The sequence below is a fragment of the Vibrio sp. ER1A genome (assembly GCF_000733315.1).
Lineage (GTDB): Bacteria > Pseudomonadota > Gammaproteobacteria > Enterobacterales > Vibrionaceae > Vibrio > Vibrio mediterranei.
Genome location: NZ_JPJA01000085.1, coordinates 293,525 through 313,241, shown reverse-complemented (window position 1 = coordinate 313,241; position 19,717 = coordinate 293,525). Strand labels below are relative to the sequence as shown.

The 19,717-nt window shown below is 44.3% G+C and carries 17 protein-coding genes and 4 tRNA genes; 17 read left to right on the top strand and 4 right to left on the bottom strand.

Features of this window, described 5'->3' with window-relative positions; all coding sequences use genetic code 11:
* Positions 1-166: 166 nt before the first annotated feature.
* The 4 genes from torE (at position 167) to HW45_RS07560 (ending at position 5,924) form a co-directional block, all read left to right on the top strand.
* The gene (gene torE / locus HW45_RS07575) at positions 167-343 is read left to right on the top strand and encodes a trimethylamine N-oxide reductase system protein TorE (RefSeq protein ID WP_006075126.1); all 177 of its coding nucleotides are present in this window, start codon (positions 167-169) and stop codon (positions 341-343) included.
* Between the two features lie 44 nt (positions 344-387).
* Positions 388-1,569, top strand: a complete 1,182-nt coding sequence (torC, locus tag HW45_RS07570) for a pentaheme c-type cytochrome TorC (RefSeq protein WP_006075127.1) — start codon at positions 388-390, stop codon at positions 1,567-1,569.
* A gap of 23 nt (positions 1,570-1,592) precedes the next feature.
* Positions 1,593-4,055 carry a trimethylamine-N-oxide reductase TorA gene (gene torA / locus HW45_RS07565; RefSeq protein WP_006075128.1) on the top strand — a complete coding sequence of 821 codons (2,463 nt, stop codon included), beginning with the start codon at positions 1,593-1,595 and terminating at the stop codon, positions 4,053-4,055.
* 117 nt (positions 4,056-4,172) lie between these two features.
* Positions 4,173-5,924 carry a glycoside hydrolase family 36 protein gene (locus tag HW45_RS07560; protein ID WP_038226068.1) on the top strand — a complete coding sequence of 584 codons (1,752 nt, stop codon included), beginning with the start codon at positions 4,173-4,175 and terminating at the stop codon, positions 5,922-5,924.
* A gap of 5 nt (positions 5,925-5,929) precedes the next feature.
* On the opposite strand, the gene HW45_RS07555 is transcribed toward HW45_RS07560, so the two are convergent.
* Entirely contained in the window at positions 5,930-7,171 is a 1,242-nt protein-coding gene (locus tag HW45_RS07555) for a putative manganese transporter (RefSeq protein WP_038225947.1), read from the bottom strand.
* 208 nt (positions 7,172-7,379) lie between these two features.
* Here HW45_RS07555 and HW45_RS07550 point away from each other — a divergent pair, with 208 nt between their 5' ends.
* The 3 genes from HW45_RS07550 to HW45_RS07540 all read left to right on the top strand — a co-directional run bounded on the left by HW45_RS07550 (position 7,380) and on the right by HW45_RS07540 (position 9,409).
* Complete coding sequence (locus HW45_RS07550; protein ID WP_006075131.1) at positions 7,380-8,285, top strand: manganese-dependent inorganic pyrophosphatase; 906 nt, start codon at positions 7,380-7,382, stop codon at positions 8,283-8,285.
* Between the two features lie 83 nt (positions 8,286-8,368).
* Positions 8,369-8,761, top strand: coding sequence for a DUF2750 domain-containing protein (locus HW45_RS07545; protein WP_038225946.1), 393 nt, complete (start codon positions 8,369-8,371; stop codon positions 8,759-8,761).
* Between the two features lie 114 nt (positions 8,762-8,875).
* On the top strand, positions 8,876-9,409 hold the full coding sequence (locus HW45_RS07540) for a phosphatase PAP2 family protein (RefSeq protein WP_038225945.1): 534 nt from the start codon (positions 8,876-8,878) through the stop codon (positions 9,407-9,409).
* Positions 9,410-9,492: 83 nt separating this feature from the next.
* Here the strand turns inward: HW45_RS07540 and HW45_RS07535 are convergent, their stop codons facing one another.
* The gene (locus tag HW45_RS07535; RefSeq protein WP_006075134.1) at positions 9,493-9,810 is read right to left on the bottom strand and encodes an HI1450 family dsDNA-mimic protein; all 318 of its coding nucleotides are present in this window, start codon (positions 9,808-9,810) and stop codon (positions 9,493-9,495) included.
* Positions 9,811-9,813: 3 nt separating this feature from the next.
* A complete protein-coding gene (gene efpL / locus HW45_RS07530; RefSeq protein WP_006075135.1) occupies positions 9,814-10,380 on the bottom strand; it encodes an elongation factor P-like protein EfpL in 567 nt (188 codons plus the stop codon).
* Positions 10,381-10,540: 160 nt separating this feature from the next.
* Here efpL and HW45_RS07525 point away from each other — a divergent pair, with 160 nt between their 5' ends.
* Positions 10,541-11,308, top strand: a complete 768-nt coding sequence (locus HW45_RS07525) for a nucleotidyltransferase domain-containing protein (RefSeq protein WP_051867862.1) — start codon at positions 10,541-10,543, stop codon at positions 11,306-11,308.
* A gap of 8 nt (positions 11,309-11,316) precedes the next feature.
* On the opposite strand, the gene HW45_RS07520 is transcribed toward HW45_RS07525, so the two are convergent.
* Positions 11,317-13,695 carry a DNA polymerase II gene (locus tag HW45_RS07520; RefSeq protein WP_038225944.1) on the bottom strand — a complete coding sequence of 793 codons (2,379 nt, stop codon included), beginning with the start codon at positions 13,693-13,695 and terminating at the stop codon, positions 11,317-11,319.
* Positions 13,696-14,177: 482 nt separating this feature from the next.
* On the opposite strand from HW45_RS07520, the gene uvrY reads away from it, so the two are divergent.
* The 9 genes from uvrY to HW45_RS07475 form a co-directional block, all read left to right on the top strand.
* Positions 14,178-14,822, top strand: coding sequence for a UvrY/SirA/GacA family response regulator transcription factor (gene uvrY / locus HW45_RS07515; protein WP_006075673.1), 645 nt, complete (start codon positions 14,178-14,180; stop codon positions 14,820-14,822).
* On the top strand, positions 14,822-16,657 hold the full coding sequence (uvrC, locus tag HW45_RS07510) for an excinuclease ABC subunit UvrC (RefSeq protein ID WP_038225943.1): 1,836 nt from the start codon (positions 14,822-14,824) through the stop codon (positions 16,655-16,657). Before uvrY ends, uvrC begins: the two co-directional genes overlap by 1 nt.
* Before the next feature lie 48 nt (positions 16,658-16,705).
* Positions 16,706-17,260 (top strand): CDP-diacylglycerol--glycerol-3-phosphate 3-phosphatidyltransferase, encoded by a 555-nt coding sequence (pgsA, locus tag HW45_RS07505; RefSeq protein ID WP_038225942.1) that lies wholly within the window; start codon positions 16,706-16,708, stop codon positions 17,258-17,260.
* Between the two features lie 339 nt (positions 17,261-17,599).
* Positions 17,600-17,673 (top strand) — tRNA-Cys (locus tag HW45_RS07500).
* A gap of 18 nt (positions 17,674-17,691) precedes the next feature.
* A tRNA-Gly gene (locus HW45_RS07495) sits at positions 17,692-17,767 on the top strand.
* Positions 17,768-17,829: 62 nt separating this feature from the next.
* Positions 17,830-17,916 (top strand) — tRNA-Leu (locus HW45_RS07490).
* A gap of 26 nt (positions 17,917-17,942) precedes the next feature.
* Positions 17,943-18,018: transfer RNA gene (locus HW45_RS07485), tRNA-Gly, on the top strand.
* A 123-nt stretch (positions 18,019-18,141) separates the two neighbouring features.
* Positions 18,142-18,864: a riboflavin synthase gene (locus HW45_RS07480; protein WP_038225939.1), complete on the top strand. Its 723-nt coding sequence runs from the start codon at positions 18,142-18,144 to the stop codon at positions 18,862-18,864.
* A gap of 501 nt (positions 18,865-19,365) precedes the next feature.
* Positions 19,366-19,717, top strand: a 352-nt coding sequence (locus HW45_RS07475; RefSeq protein ID WP_038225937.1) for an aminotransferase class III-fold pyridoxal phosphate-dependent enzyme, incomplete at its 3' end; no start/stop codon positions are given.

Sequence of the window (19,717 nt, the reverse complement as noted above, 5' to 3'; positions counted from 1 at the left end):
TCTCTGGATGAACTCAAAAAACGGTTGATTAATAAGGTATGAATGGTCGGAATTGATTGAACCACACGGTTAGTATGGTTTAGCATTTTCCAATAGAGATATTAAATAATTGAGTTGCAAACTAGTGCAATTCGCAAACTATACACGATACAAAATAGGCAAATGTATGAGTGATGTTAACAAAGTTGAGAGTGCTGAAAAGCATGGTATGGAGTGGAAATCATTTTTCTTCATCTGCGCCGTCTTCTTCCCTCTTTTGAGTGTAGCCATCGTAGGTGGTTACGGATTTATCGTTTGGATGCTTCAAATCTTCGTATTTGGTCCTCCTGGTGTACACGGCTAATTCCATAGCCCTTTATTCATTTACGATATTCAAGAGAGTTAGTCATGAAATCCTTTTTAATCAAACTTTGGCGTACTATCAGTCGCCCTGCAGTTCACATCAGCTTGGGTGTGTTGACTGCTGGTGGTTTTATCGCAGGTGTTATTTTCTGGGGTGGTTTTAACACTGCACTAGAAGCAACAAACACAGAAGAATTCTGTATTAGTTGTCACACTATGCGTGACAACGTATACGTAGAGCTACAAGAAACCGTTCACTGGAAAAACCACTCAGGTGTTCGTGCTACTTGTCCAGACTGTCACGTTCCTCATAACTGGACGGACAAAATTGCACGTAAGATGCAGGCTTCTAAAGAAGTATTCGCGCAAGTATTTGGCGATCTAGATACACCAGAGAAATTCGAAGCGCGTCGTTTCGAACTCGCTCGTCACGAGTGGGATCGTTTCTCTGCCAACAAATCTTTAGAATGTAAAAACTGTCACAACTATGAGTCAATGGACTTTGAGCAAATGTCTCCAACCGCTCGTATCCAAATGAAATCAGCGGCTGAACGTGACCAAAGCTGCGTTGACTGTCACAAAGGTATTGCGCACAACTTGCCTAAAGATATGGCTAAAGCAAGCGGTATTGTGGGTGACCTAGAGCAAGTTGCAAATAGCACGTCTTACTCTAAAGGCGGTGAAGTGGTGTCCATTCGTCACCTACCTCTTTATACAGACGAAACGGGTACAACTGAAGCAGGTCTACTAAGCCCTGCAAGTAAAGTTGAAATCCTGGATGTGAAAGGTGACATGATTAAAGTTGAAATTGACGGCTGGCGTAAAGCGAAAGGCTTCGGTCGCGTTATTCAAGAAGACTTTGGTAAGAACATTTCTACCGCGATTCTAACTCGTGAAGTATCTCAGAGCAGTGACGTTCATGTCGGCGAGAAGAAAGAAGATGAGTTGACGGGTCTTCCTTGGGAGAAAGTTGCCGTGGATCTTTGGATGAAACAAGGTTCTATGGTGTCTGACTTCAATCCAATTTGGGATGCAGCTGGTGAAGCGTATCAAACCAACTGTTCTACATGTCACACACAACCGGATGTTGCGCACTTCAGTGCTAACGGTTGGGTAGGTATGCTAGACGGTATGATCGCATTCGTGAACTTCGACACAGATACAGAAGCGCTTGTTCTTAAGTATCTACAGAAGCACTCTTCAGATTATTCTGAAGGTCACCACTAATAGACGTCAATTGGAGTAATAAAATGGCAATTACAAGAAGAAGCTTCCTTAAAGGCGCAGCTGGCTCAAGTGCAGCAGCACTGATTGGACCAAGTTTGCTGGCTTCGGCGTCTGCAAGTGCAGCGGAAACTGATGGTACTTGGAAGACATCTGGTTCTCACTGGGGCGCGTTTCGCGCCCGTGTATGGGGCGGAAAAGTTCAAGAAATTAAACCGTTAGAACTTGATAAGTACCCAACTGACATGCTTAACGGCATTAAGGGTATTATTTACAGCCCATCACGTGTGCGTTACCCAATGGTTCGCCTTGATTGGTTGAAGAAGCACAAATATGCTGCTGAAACTCGTGGTAACAACCGTTTTGTACGTGTGACGTGGGATGAGGCACTTGACCTGTTCTACCGTGAACTAGAACGTGTACAGAAAGATTACGGTCCATGGGCACTGCACACAGGTCAAACAGGTTGGCGTCAAACAGGTCAGTTCCACAGCTGTACTAACCACATGATGCGTGCCATGGGCCTACACGGCTATTCTGTTAAGAAAGTGGGTGACTACTCAACTGGTGCAGGTCAGACAATCCTACCTTACGTGCTTGGCTCTACAGAAGTTTACGCACAGGGTACGTCTTGGGAACTGATCCTTGAGAATAGTGACAACATTATTCTTTGGGCTAACGATCCAGTGAAAAACCTGCAGGTAGGCTGGACTTGTGAAACACATGAGTCGTTTGCTTACCTAGAACAGCTTAAAGAAAAAGTAGCGAAGAAAGAGATCAATGTTATTTCTGTTGACCCAGTTAAAAACAAGACTCAACGCTATCTAGAAAACGAACACCTATATGTGAACCCGCAAACAGACGTGGCGTTCATGCTAGGTATGGCTCACACTCTTTATAACGAAGACTTGTATGATAAAAAGTTCATCGATACGTATTGCCTAGGTTTCGAAGACTTCATCAAGTACGTTCAGGGTGAGACCAAAGACAAGGTTGAGAAAACTCCAGAGTGGGCTGCAGACATCTGTGGTGTTCCTGCGGACAAGATTCGTGAGTTTGCACGTATGCTGGTTCAAGGGCGCACTCAAATCCTATTTGGTTGGTGTGTACAACGCCAAGAACATGGTGAGCAACCATACTGGATGGGTGCCGTACTTGCCTCAATGATCGGTCAAATCGGTCTGCCAGGCGGCGGTGTATCATACGGTCACCACTACTCAGGTATTGGCGTACCATCAACAGGCTTCGCAGCACCGGGTTCATTCCCATTGAATATCGACCAAGGTCAAAAGCCTAAGTACACCAACCAAGACTTCAACGGTTACAGCCGAGTTATTCCTGTAGCGCGTTGGGTAGACAGCCTTGTGGAGCCGGGTAAGAAGATTAATTCAAACGGTTCTGTTGTGACGCTACCAGATCTTAAGATGATGGTGTTTAGTGGTAACAACCCTTGGCATCACCATCAAGATCGCAACCGCATGAAGAAAGCGTTCCGTAACCTTCACACTGTTGTCGCTGTTGATTTTGCTTGGACGGCAACGTGTCGTTTCTCTGATATCGTATTACCTGCTTGTACTCAGTGGGAACGTAACGATATTGATGGTTATGGTGCATACTCTGGCCGTGGCCTAATCGCGATGCATAAGCTGGTCGACCCGCTATTCCAATCGAAGACAGACTTCGAGATCATGACTGAGCTTACTCGTCGTTGGGGTCGTTCAGACGATTACACTCGTGGTATGTCTGAAATGGAATGGGTTAAGTCGCTTTATAACAACTGTAAAGAAGCGAACAAAGGCAAGTTTGAATTACCAGAGTTTGAAGAGTTCTGGGAAAAAGGCTTCCTTGACTTCGGCACTGGTAAACCTTGGGTTCGCCACGCTGACTTCCGTGAAGATCCAGAAATCAACGCACTGGGTACGCCTTCAGGCTTTATCGAAATCACTAGCCGTACTATCGGCAACATGGGTTACGAATATTGCCAAGAACACCCAATGTGGTTTGAAAAATCTGAGCGTTCACATGGCGGTCCTGGTTCTGACAAGCACCCGTACTGGCTACAATCGTGCCACCCGGACAAGCGTCTTCACTCACAAATGTGTGAATCTGAAGAATTCCGCGCGACTTATGCTGTACAGGGGCGTGAGCCAATCTACATCAACCCTCAAGATGCAAAAGCAAAAGGCATTAAAGACGGTGATTTGGTTCGCGTATTCAATGACCGTGGTCAGCTTCTAGCGGGTGCTGTGGTTACTGATAGCTATGCACCTGGTGTGGTTCGTATTGAAGAGGGGGCTTGGTATGGTCCTCTAAACGAAAAAATCGGTGCGATCGATACCTATGGTGATCCAAATACGCTAACTCAAGATATTCCTTCTTCTGAGCTGGCGCAGGCGACATCTGCAAATACTTGTCTTGTAAACTTCGAGAAGTTCACAGGCAAAGTGCCGCCAGTGACGTCGTTCGGTGGACCGATCGAAGTAGCTTAATTGCAATTGGTCTCCCATAGTTTTAACTAGTACACAAAACCCATCCATTAGGATGGGTTTTTTTTTACCTAACAATATACTTATTGAGCAACTTCCTAATTTATGGTCGAGGGTTCAATGACCGAATATATCCCTGTATCTCAAGAGCTTGATGCATTGGCTATCAATCCTGAAATTAAGGTAACCAAACAAGGCAAAGAGCTGCATTTTGAAAATGTTAGTCTTCACTTCTCTCCTTTGTCGTCCCGTACCGCATTAGTGCAGTTTGAAAATCAGATCGAATCTGGAGCGTACGTTCTTGGTGATGGTTTCCAAATGCTGTGCCAAACCGCAGGAAAACTTGATGGCTTTATTGATATAGGCCGCTGCCCAGATAACAACAGTAGTTATCGTATATATCCTGAAGATGCTCCGCGCCGTTTCTACAATTATCTGGTTGTTGAGCAGTCTACTGGCTTTCACCTATATGGTTTTACCTCATGCCATCGCTTCGCCGGTTATTTTGAACTGCAACATACTGGTCATGGCGTAGACATTGTGGCCTTGATTGATGGTGAAGAAAGCTCTCCGCAGCATTGGGAAAACAACCAATTGGAATCGCTAACGGTCTTGCATGGCGATAGCCTAGAGTCGGTCTACAACGAATACGCTAACCTCATTTCAAATCATCATCCCACCAGAATTGGCGTCTCAGGTGACAGTCCCATCGGTTGGTGTTCTTGGTACGCATACTATGCCGATGTAACTAAGCAAAACGTGCTTGAAAACGTCGAAATCATGGCTGATAAGATGTTTGACTTGGAGTGGGTGCTGCTTGATGACGGTTACCAATCTTTTATGGGAGACTGGTTAACACCGTCGGAAAAATTTGAAGGTGGCGTAAAATCACTGATCAACAATATTCGTGAAAAAGGAAAAAAACCGGCCATATGGATGGCACCATTTATCGCTCAAGCGGAATCGGAAGTATTTAAAAATCACCCTGAATGGTTTCTAAAGCATGACAATGGTGAACTGCTTAAGGCGGAGGATATTACTTATGGCGGTTGGCGCTGTACACCATGGTACATCCTTGATGCGTCACATCCAGAAGTTCAAGAGCACTTAACTCGTGTTGTTAAAACCATGAGAGAAGAGTGGGGTGTGGAGTTGTTCAAGCTGGATGCCAACTACTGGGGAACCTTAAAAGGTCAACGTTACCAGAAAGGTGTCACTGGTGTTGAAGCTTATCGCCTAGGTATGGCAGCAATAAACGAAGGTGCTGGCGACGCCTTAGTTCTGGGTTGCAACGCACCAATGTGGCCTTCACTTGGGTTGGTTGATGCAATGCGTGTTTCTGATGACGTAGAACGCGATCCACATCGATTTGAACAAATTGCCAAGGAGACGTTCTATCGCAGTTGGCAACATCAGAGGTTGTGGTTGATTGACCCGGATTGTGCCACGTTTACTTCACTACCTAATCAAGGCACCGATAGAGCCAGTTACGAATTCCATCGTAATGTTCTTTTGGCGAGTGGCGGGTTGTTGTTATCGGGAGACCCATTACCAGAACTCACACCATTTGCTGAAGAAACACTGGCGCGGTTGGTGTCACGCCAGCGACACTCGACCAATGCGTCAACATTTACATCACTGTCGATGAATCACGCAACGTTGAAGCTGTCAGAGGATCGCAGAGTGCATTGTTTGTTCCACTATGACGACGATGTAACGGAGTACACCCTAACCGCTGAGTTACCTTGTGACTGGTTCGATTACTGGACGGGAGAGAAACTCAATAAAGAACCGGTTCAGATCCAAATTATCCCGGTTAATCGAGGCTTAGACAGTCGTGCAATCGTATCGGTCATGCACTTAATTAATTGACCAAGTTATAGTTCAAACAACCAGTAATACCCGTAGCCGACAATGATTGCGGGTATTGCCGAGTAAAATGTAGCGGCTAACGCAGCTTTAGGAGCGAGTGCAATCGCAGGAAACAGAGCATCCCCATCGTTAGAGATGGCATTCGAAATTTGTGCGGACATTGGCATCGCACCAGTAATATAAAGACTAGTTACCAAAATTTGCGGTCCGCAACCCGGTAGTAGACCAACCAGCATCCCTACAAGAGGCATATAAATGCCATAACCAGATAGCGCAGAACTTAAATCGATATGTGCAAAGTGGACACTTAGCTCAAAAAACAAAAATGCCACTATGACCCAAGCACTCACAAAATGAGTGTCTTGCGCTGCTTTTTGCATTGGGTGTGATGACGCGATTTTAGCGTCTTCCGCGACCGTGCTTTGATAGTCGTTGATTTCTTTGGTGAAGGCCCACAAAAACATCATTACCACGGCTAAGACCGCACCAGTCCACTCAATACTGTTAGCTGCCAAACCAAGTACTTGGTTTATGTCGACCTGAAATGACATAGCAAAGGCAATTATCAACGCGGGCCCAATAATCCACTTCCAGAACAGTCCTTGTAGATTGATCGCTGCTCTTTGAACCCCCGTTGATTCTTGTGTGGTTTTACATGTGCAATCGGTATTATCTGTGTTATTTACTTGTGAGACGCGTTTTGCCGAAGGATTAGCGGATTTAGGGCGCAGGAAATCGGCAGCGTGTATTTTGTTTACAATTAACCCTGAGATCATCCCGACAACGACACCCATCGCGACAAGGCCTAATCCCACGCTAGGTTTACTCGCTAGAATCAAGAATGCGGCATCACCCATTGTTGCTGTTAATACCGCAACGACGGAACCGAAGCCAACCCGACCGGAAACAAACTGCGTCGTGACAATTATGGCGCCACCACAGCCGGGTAGAGCCCCTAACAACGAAGAAAAGACAACTTGATGTGTTGGTGAGTGGTGATAAAGCTCGACGAGTCGGTTTTGACTAGATATCAGTTGAGATATTTGATGATAAACGACTAAGGTAAATACGACATAGCAGGAGACGGCCCAGAAAGCATCGGAAAGCGCATTTATTGTGACTTCTCTTGTAACACTAGAGGCGAGTAGGGCAGCCATAGCAATAGGTAATATTAGACGCTTATACTTTGGTGTGAACTGGTCGATAGTTAATCCATTCACGATAGCGAGGTTCTTTACCTGTTGCATACACTTTACCGATATTAAATGAGAATTATTATCATTATACATGTATGAGAATAATTCTCAATGCTATTAATGTGGTTTTCTACGCGAAGAAATAGAACGAATCTGACATCAACCGATGACAAATTTAGAAATTCAGGTAAAGTAACGACCTTTGTGAGATGTAAAGCAGGCGCATGAGCCTGATGATCAGAATTAGTTAGGAAGCAAAATGATTTTAGTTGTCGGTCATAAAAACCCAGATAGTGATAGCATTTGTGGTGCACTCGTTGCAACAGAACTTCTAAAAGCTCGTGGTCTTGAAGCACAGCCAGTTCGCCAAGGTGAAATTAACCGTGAAACTCAACATATCCTTGCAACAGCAGGTGTTGACCAACCAGAACTTCGCACTAGCGTTGCTGGTGAAAAAGTATGGTTAGTTGATTATACCGATTTAGCTCAAGCACCAGATGATATCAATGAAGCTGAAATTCTAGGTATTGTTGACCACCACCGTTTAGGTGACGTCATGACCGTTAACCCTCTTGAAGCTTGGATTTGGCCTGTGGGTTGTACATGTACTATCTTGTTCAATCTATTCAAGATGGAAAACGCTGAGATCACTCGTCCTCTCGCTATCCTAATGATGTCTGCAATTTTGTCTGACACTGTAGGCTTCGCTTCACCAACGTGTACTCAAAAAGATAAAGATGCAGTAGCGGAACTAGCAGAGATCGCTGGTGTTGAAGATCTTGATGCATTTATCAAAGATCTTCTGATTGCAAAAACAAACATCGAAGGCTTGTCTGCTGCTGAGCTAGTAGAAAAAGACCTTAAAGCATACCCATTCAATGGTCGTGATGTGGTTGTTGGCCAAGTTGAACTTGCGACACTTGAGCAAGTAGATGGCATGATTGACGCGCTTGAAGCAGACTTAACTCGTCGTTGTGAAGAACAAGGCCTAGCGTTTGCAGCGGTAATGCTAACGGATATCACAACAGCACAAACTCGCCTAATCTACAAAGGCGAGTGGGCTGAGAAGCTGGTTAAGCACGAAGAAAACGGCATGCTTATGATGGAGAATACACTAAGCCGTAAGAAGCAAGGTTGGCCTTGGCTTCAGAACGAGCTGGTGTAATTATTCACTAAGTTTGAAAAAAGCCCTAGTATCTAAGGTACTGGGGTTTTTTAATTTTCGAATCTACATAAAGGTGTTCAGTGATGTCATTAGAGCAACAGCAAATCGATGAAATCTCCAGCTATGACGAAGAGAAACGGCTGAAGTACAGTGTGAAGACTATGGTTCAAGAACGTCAGATTTGGATTCTGACCGATGAACATGGTTGTGTCATGTTAAATACGGAAGATGAAGATTGTGTTCCCGTTTGGCCGCACCAAGAGTTAGCTGAGCAATGGGCTACAGGAGAGTGGGATCACTGCAAAGCTGAAGCTATCTCTCTAAATAAATGGCATAGCCGCTGGACCTATGGTTTGGAAGATGACGAATTGGCTGTGGTTGTGTTCCCAAATCAAAATGAAGAAGGGGTTATTTTATTCCCTGATGAGTTTGATTTCGAGCTAAAGAAGCAGGCGACTAAGCTTTCCAGAAAGTAAGCTTTCCAGAAAGCCAGTGAGTATTGAAATAGTAAATAGACATTGCATGACGTATTCATTTACCTGAACTTCAGGTAGACTCTTTGCCAGTTTTTCTTACGGTAAGTTTCTGTCATGCAACGTTTCTTTCTATTAATCTTGGGCGTACTTATTAGCTCGTTGGCGTCTGCCTCTAATAAGGATAACTGGGATTTATTCAGCGATATTGGCGCCTATGGATTGGTTGGTTTAGCGGCGGGATTACCAGCCTACCAAGAAGATTGGGAAGGTGTTTGGCAGGCAGGTTTGAGTATTGGCTCTGCCTCGGCTATTGGTTTGGTAGGAAAACATACGATCGATGCACCGAGACCGGACGGTAGCGATAACAAAAGCTTTCCATCAAACCATACGGCAAATGCATTTGCTTCTGCAACTACCTTACACATAAGGCATGGGTGGCAGGTCGGCTTACCCGCATATGGAGTCGCAACTTTAGTAGGCGTTGGCCGTGTACAAGCAGACAAACACTATTGGCGCGATGTTGCTGCGGGTGCGGCTATCGGTGTCTTTACTGGTTGGATGTTTACCGACAAGTTGGACCAAAATGTTCAACTGTTGCCGTGGGCTTCATCTCAGGGTGCAGGTATTTCTATGACCTATGTTTGGTAGTGATTTATGTCAGTACTCAATACTTAGCGTAAAATAAAAAGCTCAGCGTTTGCTGAGCTTTTTTAATGGATGGAAACCAACGATTAATCGCGCTTCCAAAGGATATGACAGAACTTATTCTCTGGATCACGGCTTACCAATAAGCGCGCGAACACATCATCAAGAACATCGTCTTCTTCGTTTACCAACCCAATACGCACTTCTGCGTAGGTTTCATCAACGTCGAATCCTACCTGTTCAGCCCAATCCAAACCTGTTTCTACAACCTCAGCAGCCCCACGGTCGTCGAACTGTGCGGTGAAAAGAATGACATCTGCAGGTTCAAGATTATCAGGGGCCATCTCTAGGAAGATGTCGTAGGCCGCTTCGATAACGTCATCGTATGAAATCAGTTCTGACATAACTTATGCTCTGTTCATGTATTTACGTTCTGCAGTGTTGATCACTACACGGTCACCTGTTGCGATGTATTCAGGTACTTGTACGGTTAGACCTGTTGACAGACGAGCTGGTTTTGTACGAGCAGATGCTGATGCGCCCTTGATTGACGGGTCAGTTTCTTCGATAACGAGCTCGACAGAAGAAGGAAGTTCAAGACCCACAGCACTGCCGTTTACTAGAATAACTTGTACACCTTGAGTGTCTTCATTGATGAACAGTAGATCGTCTTCAATTTCGTTATGTTTGAACGTGAACTGGCTGTAATCTTCGTTATCCATAAAGATATACTCATCACCATCAACGTAAGAGAACGTCACGTTACGCTTGTTCATTTCAACGGTTTCTAGAGTATCATCAGACTTGAAACGCTCATCAACTCTTGAGCCTGTTGCCAAATCAGTACAACGCAATTTATAGATCTTTGCACCGCCACGACCGCCTGGAGTCGTTACTTCGATATCTTTGATTAGCAACGTTTTGCCATTTGACTCAATCGCAAAACCTTTTTTTAGCTCACTTGCCTTAGGCATGGGAATATTTCCTTCGTTTTTTGTTTAGACAGACAATTATACGTCCGAAGTCGGGCTTTGCTCAAGAAACATGTGATACTGGCCATGATTCATTTGAGCATTGAATCTCGACATTTCGAAACGTAGAATAGATCTATCCGCAGTACTCTAAATCGATATCGTGCAAACTCCGAATTCACTTTCATCGCTGGTAGCTCAACCTCAATATGCTGATGTCGTACAGGACCTATTAGCTTGTTTGAAAGCCGGGCTTAAAGACAATCTCCACAGTGTTTATATCTATGGCTCCGTGGCGCAGGGGCGTGCCATCCCTGGCGTATCCAATCTGGATGTTGTTGTGGTTACTCATCAATCATTCAGTGATAATCGAACGTCTCTTTTCAATAGTATTAACTGGCGCTTTCAAAAAGAGTTTCCCTTTGTACGAGGTATCTCGATACGCACTGCGCTCGTAAAGCAAGTGGCATCACTTGATGCCTTGTTTACGTGGGGATTCTTACTTAAGCAGTGTTGTATGAATGTGTATGGTGAAAACTTGGCCGAGTGTTTTGGCGAGTATATTCCTAGCTGGGAAATTTCTAAGCAGTGGAATATGGATATTGCAGAGAGTTCTATCAATCTGCGTAGCGAAATTGCGCAAGCAACAACAAAAGACCAAATGCTAATGGCGCAGCGCCAAATGGCTAAGAAGTTATTACGTGCTGCTTATGGACTTGTTCTACATAAACACAAGAAGTGGATAGATGAGCCTAAGGAGTGTGGTTTGCAATTCTTAAACTATTTTCCGGAGCGCCAGCAAACTGTTGAACGTCTTGGGATCTTGTTGGGGAATCGAGTCATTCCCAAACGTTCAGTAGTGGGTATCTTGGATGAGTTTGGGACATGGATTGCTAATGAGTACAAGAAAACAGAATTCAAAATTGGCTAACTTTACTATTAGAAGAGCCCCATTTGAGGTGCACTCAAATCATCAAAGTTTTGACCAATAAACGGTAATATTGCCTCAGCAATCGGCCGCAGTTGTTTATCAATGTAGTGTTGATAATCGATGGGTGAACGCTGATACTCAACGGGCTCGGGCCCATTTAAGGTAATGACATACTCTATTCTTCCCTTGTTTTGGTATTGTAATGGTCGTCCCAATTGTTGGTTGATGTCGTCTGCCATGCGTGCCGCTCGTACTTGAGGGGGAATATTCTTTTGATACTCATGCAGTTTTCTGCGTAGGCGCTTTTGATAGACTAATTGCTCATCAAACTCACCTCGTGAAGTGCTTTCCACAAATGAACGGACATAGTCAGATGGATCTTGGTTTTTGAACACCATCATATAGAGTTTTTGCTGAAACTGTTGCGCCAGTGCAGTCCAGTCGGTTCTGGCACTTTCCAATCCTTTGAAGATCAGTCGTTCCTTGTCACCATCTCCAATTAACCCTGCATAACGCTTTTTAGATCCGGTTTCGGAACCTCTTATTGTTGGCATTAGAAACTTCTGATAGTGGGTTTCATACTCCAATTCCAAAATGGACGTTAAGTTGTACTCGTTCTTGAGATGATCGGCCCACCACGTATTCAGATAGTCGATAAGTTGGTTGCCAATATTATCCGCACTTTGAGCATCGAACTTACCATTCAATGAAACAAAGGTTGAATCGGTGTCACCATAAATAACTTGATAGCCTTTTTCTTCAATCAAGCGTTTCGATGTTTTCATTATCTCATGGCCACGCATGGTAATTGAGGAGGCTAGACGAGTATCGAAAAATCGACAGCCTGATGAGCCCAAAACACCATAAAACGAGTTCATAATGATCTTGATGGCTTGAGAAAATGCTTTTTCATTGTTGGCTTTTGCGACATCGCGCGCTTTCCATAATTCTTCGATTAAATTTGGAAGAAAATGCTGCGTCCGATGGAATTGACCTCCTCTAAATCCTGCTACAGCTTTGTCGTCATTTTTACCAATTTCCAATTTCAAGCCTTCAATCAGTCCCATAGGATCGATCAAGAAGGAGCGAATAATGGATGGATAAAGGCTTTTAAAATCGAGCACAAGTACTGAATCATACAACCCTGGGATGGAGTCCATGACGTAACCGCCTGGACTTGCTACCCAGTTCTCAGGGTGCAAATTAGGTGCCGCGTAATGAGAGCGATGTAGACGAGGGAGATAAAGATTAGTGAAAGCTGCTACCGACCCGCCTACTCGGTCAAGCTCAACGCCCGTTAATTTGGTACGTTCAATGGCGAATTCTAGCAAGTGGGTGTGTGCAAAGATGCGGTTAACCAACACACAGTCTTGCAGGTTATACTTAGCGAGTGATGGCTTGTCTTGGCGGAACATGGTGTTAATTTCTGCCATTCGGTCATGCACGTTATGAATCGCTTTTCCTTCGCCTAACAGTTCTTGAGAAACCGACTCTAGAGACCAAGAGCGGAAACCGTAAGTGGCGGTTTTTAAGGTATCAATACCGTCTAACACCACACGTCCCGGAATAGTGATAAAGCTTTGCTGACTAGAAGGTAAGGTACGAAAGTATATATTCTGCTCGCCTCGACCCAAGCTGAGCTTCACATGGTTCAATTCTGCTCGTTTATTAAGTAACTTAAAATCAAAATCAATGACACTCCACCCTACGATGACATCGGGGTCGAACGTTTTAAACCAGTCATTTAACGCTACAAGTAAGGCTTTTTCATCGTTGACCCATTGAACTTGGGTCGCGCACGCCTGCGCTTCACCTACCATAATAACGCGACTATCCCTCGCGCTATCAAGGCCAATGGAATACAACTGGCCTTTCTCAGAGCACTCTATATCCAGAGAAACTACTTTTAATTCAGGCGTGTAGTCGTAGGCTTTGCACTTGGCATTAGTGATTCGAATGTACTGGTTGCAAGTGTTGGCATTGATCACTTCACAGTTACCAGTGACCGCTAAACTGCCTTGGATAAAACGCTCCATTAGAAAGCGATCTGCTAACTTAATATCGGCTTCAAGAACCAGAATGTCATTATTCAACAAGAGTTCGTGAAGCTTGCGCGCACCGGAAATTGATTGGCTGTAGACCGCGAAGAGGTCTTCACCCTCAAAGCTTTTTAGTTCTACAGGCTTGAGGGCAATAGGAAGTCGAGCATCAGATGCTAAGTCATCGACCAGCTCTGCAAAATGTCGTGGCACGAAGAAAACTGGTTTCTGACCCTCAATTAGAATTTGGACGGGCCCATTCACAGTGGAAATCCACAACTCAATCTGTGGTCCTTGGCGCGTGTCTCTTGATTGTCGGGTTAATAGAAACCCTTTATGGATGTCCAACTCAGTTTTTTCCTACCGGCATAATGGCTTTGCGTAAATTTTAAGCAAAATATCATTGGTTGATAATCACATGTAAGGAAGTAGTGTAACAAAGGCTTACCAACCGCGAAAATCTATGAATATGCGCTAAACTTTATTAACGAACAGTATAAATTAGAATAGTGATTTATATCGAGTTTTTGTGATTTTTTGGCATATGATGTGTACTGGGTTTCATAGGTGAACATTGGGAAATAATCGTAGTAAAACGAGGAGTTACGTTTAAGCACTAGGATGAGTGACTAATTTGTAACCTAATGATTTTAAAGTTTTTATGATTGACGACGCTTCATCTTCATCGTAATGTGTTTGCCAAAGTTTGCGCTTGTGCACGATTTGTACGAGAGCAATTTAGTTTCAAATGAGGTAAGATAGCTAGCCATGCTGCTATCCACTAACCTCAAGTGGTCGCAGAGCCAATAGACAAGTGTGGAGATACAAGTTTGATTAATGTTTTCCTTGTAGATGATCACGAACTGGTTCGCACAGGGATACGACGTATTATCGAAGACGTCCGTGGAATGAATGTAGCAGGAGAAGCTGACAGTGGTGAAGAAGCCGTAAAATGGTGTCGTAGCAACCATGTTGACGTCATTTTAATGGACATGAATATGCCTGGTATTGGCGGTTTAGAAGCAACAAAGAAAATTCTACGCCACAATCCAGACATTAAGATCATCGTGTTAACTGTACATACGGAAAATCCGTTTCCGACAAAAGTAATGCAAGCGGGTGCCGCCGGGTACCTAACCAAAGGTGCAGCGCCTGATGAAATGGTCAACGCTATTCGACTCGTCAATAGTGGTCAGAGATACATTTCTCCAGAAATTGCTCAGCAAATGGCACTTAGCCAATTTTCATCAGCGTCTGAAAACCCGTTTAAAGACCTGTCTGAACGTGAACTTCAAATCATGATGATGATCACCAAAGGACAGAAGGTAACAGATATTTCAGAGCAACTGAGCTTGAGCCCGAAAACAGTTAATAGCTACCGATACAGACTTTTTAGTAAGCTGGATATCAATGGTGATGTTGAACTGACTCATTTAGCTATTCGACATGGAATGTTAGATACTGAGACATTGTAGTGTCGGAACACATTTTTGATTCAACATCATTTCTAAAGACTGTAACAAACCAACCCGGCGTCTACCGAATGTACGACGCCGAGTCGGTCGTTATTTATGTCGGTAAAGCCAAAGACCTCAAAAAACGCCTTACTAGCTATTTTCGCAAACGAGTCGATAGCGAAAAGACACGTGCCTTAGTCAGCAATATTGCGAAAATCGATGTAACTGTTACTCATACAGAAACCGAAGCACTGATCCTTGAGCACAATTATATTAAGCAGTACTTGCCCAAATATAATGTACTGCTGAGAGACGATAAGTCTTATCCCTATATTTTCTTATCTGGACACAAACATCCACGGCTCTCGATGCATCGAGGGGCACGTCGTAAGAAAGGGGAGTATTTCGGTCCTTACCCTGACTCTGGCGCTGTTAGGCAAACTCTTCACCTTCTTCAAAAGATCTTTCCGGTTCGTCAGTGTGAAGACTCGGTCTATGCTAACCGTAGCCGTCCATGCCTAATGTATCAAATCGGCCGTTGTGCTGGCCCGTGTGTCAGCAGCATTATCTCCGATGAAGAATATGCAGAATTGGTGGGATTGCTACGTCTCTTCCTGCAAGGCAAAGACAGTAACGTATTGCAAATGCTGGTGGAGAAAATGGATGAGGCAAGCCGTAATCTGAAATTCGAAGATGCGGCTAAATATCGTGACCAGATACAAGCGATTAGACGGGTTCAAGAGCAGCAGTTCGTCTCCGAAGACAGCGATGATGACATGGATGTGCTTGGTTTTGCTCAAGAGAAAGGTGTCGCTTGTGTCCATATTCTAATGATTCGCCAAGGCAAAGTACTCGGTAGCCGCAGTCATTTCCCGAAAATCCCAAGTAACACCGACCGAAAAGAAGTGTTTTACAGTTTCTTAAGCCAATACTATCTGAATCAAACAGAATCTAGGACCATCCCTACGCGAATCATCCTCAATGATGACCTTGTAGAGGATATCAGTACGTTAGGTGAAGCGCTGTCTGAAATTGCTGGAAGGAAAGTTATTTTCCACGTCAATCCGACGGGGTCTCGTGGTCGTTACCTTAAACTATCAAACACCAACGCATTAACGGCAATTACCACCAAAATCAATCATAAGATGACAATCAACCAGCGCTTCAAAGCCCTTCAAGAAGAACTTGAGTTGGAAAGTATAACTCGCATGGAGTGCTTTGACATCAGTCATACGATGGGTGAAAGTACGATTGCATCTTGCGTGGTGTTTAATCAAGAAGGGCCGCTAAAGCAAGAATATCGTCGCTACAACATTACTGGTATTACTGGTGGTGACGATTACGCTGCTATGGGACAGGTGCTTGAACGTCGCTACTCTAAGCAAATCGACGTAGACAAAATTCCTGATATTATTTTTATTGATGGTGGTAAAGGTCAACTCAACCGTGCGGTTGAAATCGTTTCTCAGTATTGGAGAGAGTGGCCTAAGCATCCATTATTAATTGGTATCGCGAAAGGGGTGACTCGTAAACCAGGATTAGAAACGTTAATTACCCCTGAGGGGCGTGAGTTTAACTTACCAAGTGACGCGCCAGCACTTCATCTAATTCAACATATTCGAGACGAGAGTCATGATCATGCGATAGCAGGCCATCGAGCCAAACGTGCTAAAACAAGACGTACCAGTCCGTTAGAAGGGATTGAAGGAATCGGTCCTAAGCGTCGTCAAGCCTTGCTGAAGTACATGGGTGGTTTACAAGAACTTAAGCGAGCCAGTGTAGAAGAAATCGCCAAAGTACCCGGAATTAGCAAATCTTTGGCAGAAAACATCTATCAAGCATTGAAACACTAGAGAAAATCCCGCAACATAAAGGCGCAGTAGAAAAGAGCCGATAATAATATGCGTTTAAACATACCTAACATTCTGTCTTTGTTGAGATTATTTCTCATCCCCGTATTCATTGTAGTTTTTTATCTCCCATACAGCTGGGCGCCGTTTGCTGCCGCAATGGTGTTTTGGGTGGCCGGTTTTACCGACTGGTTAGATGGGATGTTAGCAAGAAAGCTGGGGCAAACCTCTCGATTTGGCGCTTTCATCGACCCTGTTGCTGATAAAGTGTTAGTTGCTACTGCGTTGATTCTAATTACTGAACACTACCACAGCATTTGGGTGACAATTCCTGCTGTCACCATGATTGCACGTGAGATTATCATTTCTGCTTTGAGAGAGTGGATGGCTGAAATAGGTAAACGAGCCAGTGTTGCTGTTTCCTGGGTCGGCAAAGTTAAGACACTCACACAGATGTTCGCACTGTGGGTACTTATCTGGCGCTATGATGATTGGATGGTATGGCTAGGCTTCGGTGCACTTTATGTTGCAACGGTATTAACCTACTGGTCAATGTTCCAATATCTAGCTGCAGCTAAAGATGATTTGTTGAATGCAGATGATTAGTGATAATGAATAAGAGAAGGCGAGCGATGAGCTCGCCTTTTTTATCACTATTGAATGCCCTAATACTCGAAGATGGGCGCTTTGGTGAGTGATATCAGAGTTCTTAGGTTTTGTAGATACAAATACGACAACAAAGCGAAACAAGTTTTCTAGCGCTAAATGTGCATGTTTTTGCTAGAAAATTGAGCAAATTAGCGCTTTTTGGATGTTTCTTAGACAAACGATTCAAAATATAAAAAAACGTGTTGACTCATTTCCCTGATTGCGTAAAATGCCTCCCGTACTCAAGAGGAACTGCTTAAAGCAAAGCGCTTAAGTTAGAGCCCAGAGTGACAAGAAGGCGCCTTGGCAGAGTGGCTATGCAGCGGATTGCAAATCCGTGGACCTCGGTTCGACTCCGGGAGGCGCCTCCATTCTCTCTTAGAGAATATGCGACACTAGCTCAGTTGGTAGAGCGCAACCTTGCCAAGGTTGAGGTCACGAGTTCGAACCTCGTGTGTCGCTCCAAATTATAAAGATATGGCGAAAGCGATATCTAGATGGTGTCTCCATCACAATGAATTTTGTGTGCCCTGGTGGTGGAATTGGTAGACACAAGGGATTTAAAATCCCTCGGCGTTCGCGCTGTGCCGGTTCAAGTCCGGCCCGGGGCACCATCTCAAATTAGTCTGAAAAGACAAATGCGACACTAGCTCAGTTGGTAGAGCGCAACCTTGCCAAGGTTGAGGTCACGAGTTCGAACCTCGTGTGTCGCTCCAAATAAGAAAGCCCAGCAACTATGCTGGGCTTTTTCGTTTTTCCTTTCTACTCTCTTTATCTTCTTGATTCTTTTTGTAATGATGTCCGTACTAAAAGCACTTCACTAGTGAAATGAGGCATCTATGTTTACGGGAATTATCCAATCTGTCGCGACAATCGACAAAATTACTGATCTTAACGGCATTCGTACCTTTGAAATCGATTTTGAATCTGGGTTTTGTGTCGATGTTGAAATTGGAGCTAGTATCGCTGTGGATGGGGTATGTTTAACGGTCACTGAAATCCAGACTGAGACGCGTCTCTCTTTTGACGTCATGCTTCAGAGCCTGAACATCACTACATTGAGTGCGTTTGAAGAAGGCCAGAGAATCAATGTGGAGCGCGCGGCAAAAGATGGCGCAGAGATTGGCGGTCATCCGCTCTCAGGGCATGTGGACTTCAAAACGCCATTGGTTGCAATTCATCAACAAGAAGATAACTACCGTATACAATTTCATTTGCCAAAAGAGTGGAAACCATACGTGTTCCCCAAAGGCTACATCGCCATCAACGGGGCAAGCTTGACGGTTTCAGAAGTAGATAAGCAAGAAGGGTGGTTTGATGTGTGGCTGATTCCAGAAACTCGCCGTATGACGACGTTTGAGGGAAAGCAGGTGGGTGATGACGTTAATATCGAGATTGAGCGTGGCACTCAAGTTGTCGTTGATACCGTGCGCGATACAATTTCTGACACTTTAGGCCCACTGTTGCCGATGTTTGAAAAATTCTTGGAACAAAATGGTGTTGACGTAGATACCATAGGCCAAGCGACCACCAAACGCCTAAGCGATCAAAAGGATAAGTAGCAAAATAAAATAACGCCGCCTCCCACGAGGCGGTTTTTTTATCTAACCAATTTCATATTTTTGGTAGTTGTTTCCATAAGTTAGACAAAACGTGACTGGAGAAAACGGTTGCGATGATAATGATTTCTATGTTACTTTCCCGCGCAATCTCGGAATGAATCTGGGGGAGACGCGTTGTGACCATTCAAGCTGATTGTGACACAACGTAGGGTAGGTACTGGTTATGCCAATAACCAGTAGACGGGATACTGATGCCTAGAAGGGCATGTTAATGGGAAACCCAACATTGAAACAGATTAACTCACACTCAAAAATCAGCTTTGTACTTCCAAACTGTGTATTGCGCTTAAACCGTAGTATCACAGAGCCTTGATTTCAAAACGCTAATACCTTTCTAAATGAAGCAGTTCATTTAGGTCTTTGTCACATCTGAAATACGGTGGGACTTGTTTTGCTATGCGCGTAGCGAGTGATTTCGCACGCCTAATCTAGGTTAAAAAAATGAGTACAGCATTCGAATTTGATTCCAAAGAATTCGCGTCTTCAATTTCGGTACACGTTCCACACGTTGAAGGCACTTATGACCTGACACCTGATCAGGTTCTGCTTGACCAAGCGGAGCACGAATCAGAAGTTCGTTCCTATCCACGTCGTCTGCCTATCGCCATCAAGCGAGCATTTGGTGCTTTGGTGGAAGACACTCGCGGCCAAATCTTTCTTGATTGTCTTGCTGGAGCAGGCACGCTTGCGATGGGTTACAACCATCCTGAAATCAATCAAGCTCTCAAAGAGCAGCTCGATTCAGGTTTACCGTACCAAACTCTTGATATTAGGGGTCTAAGGTGCAACGGAA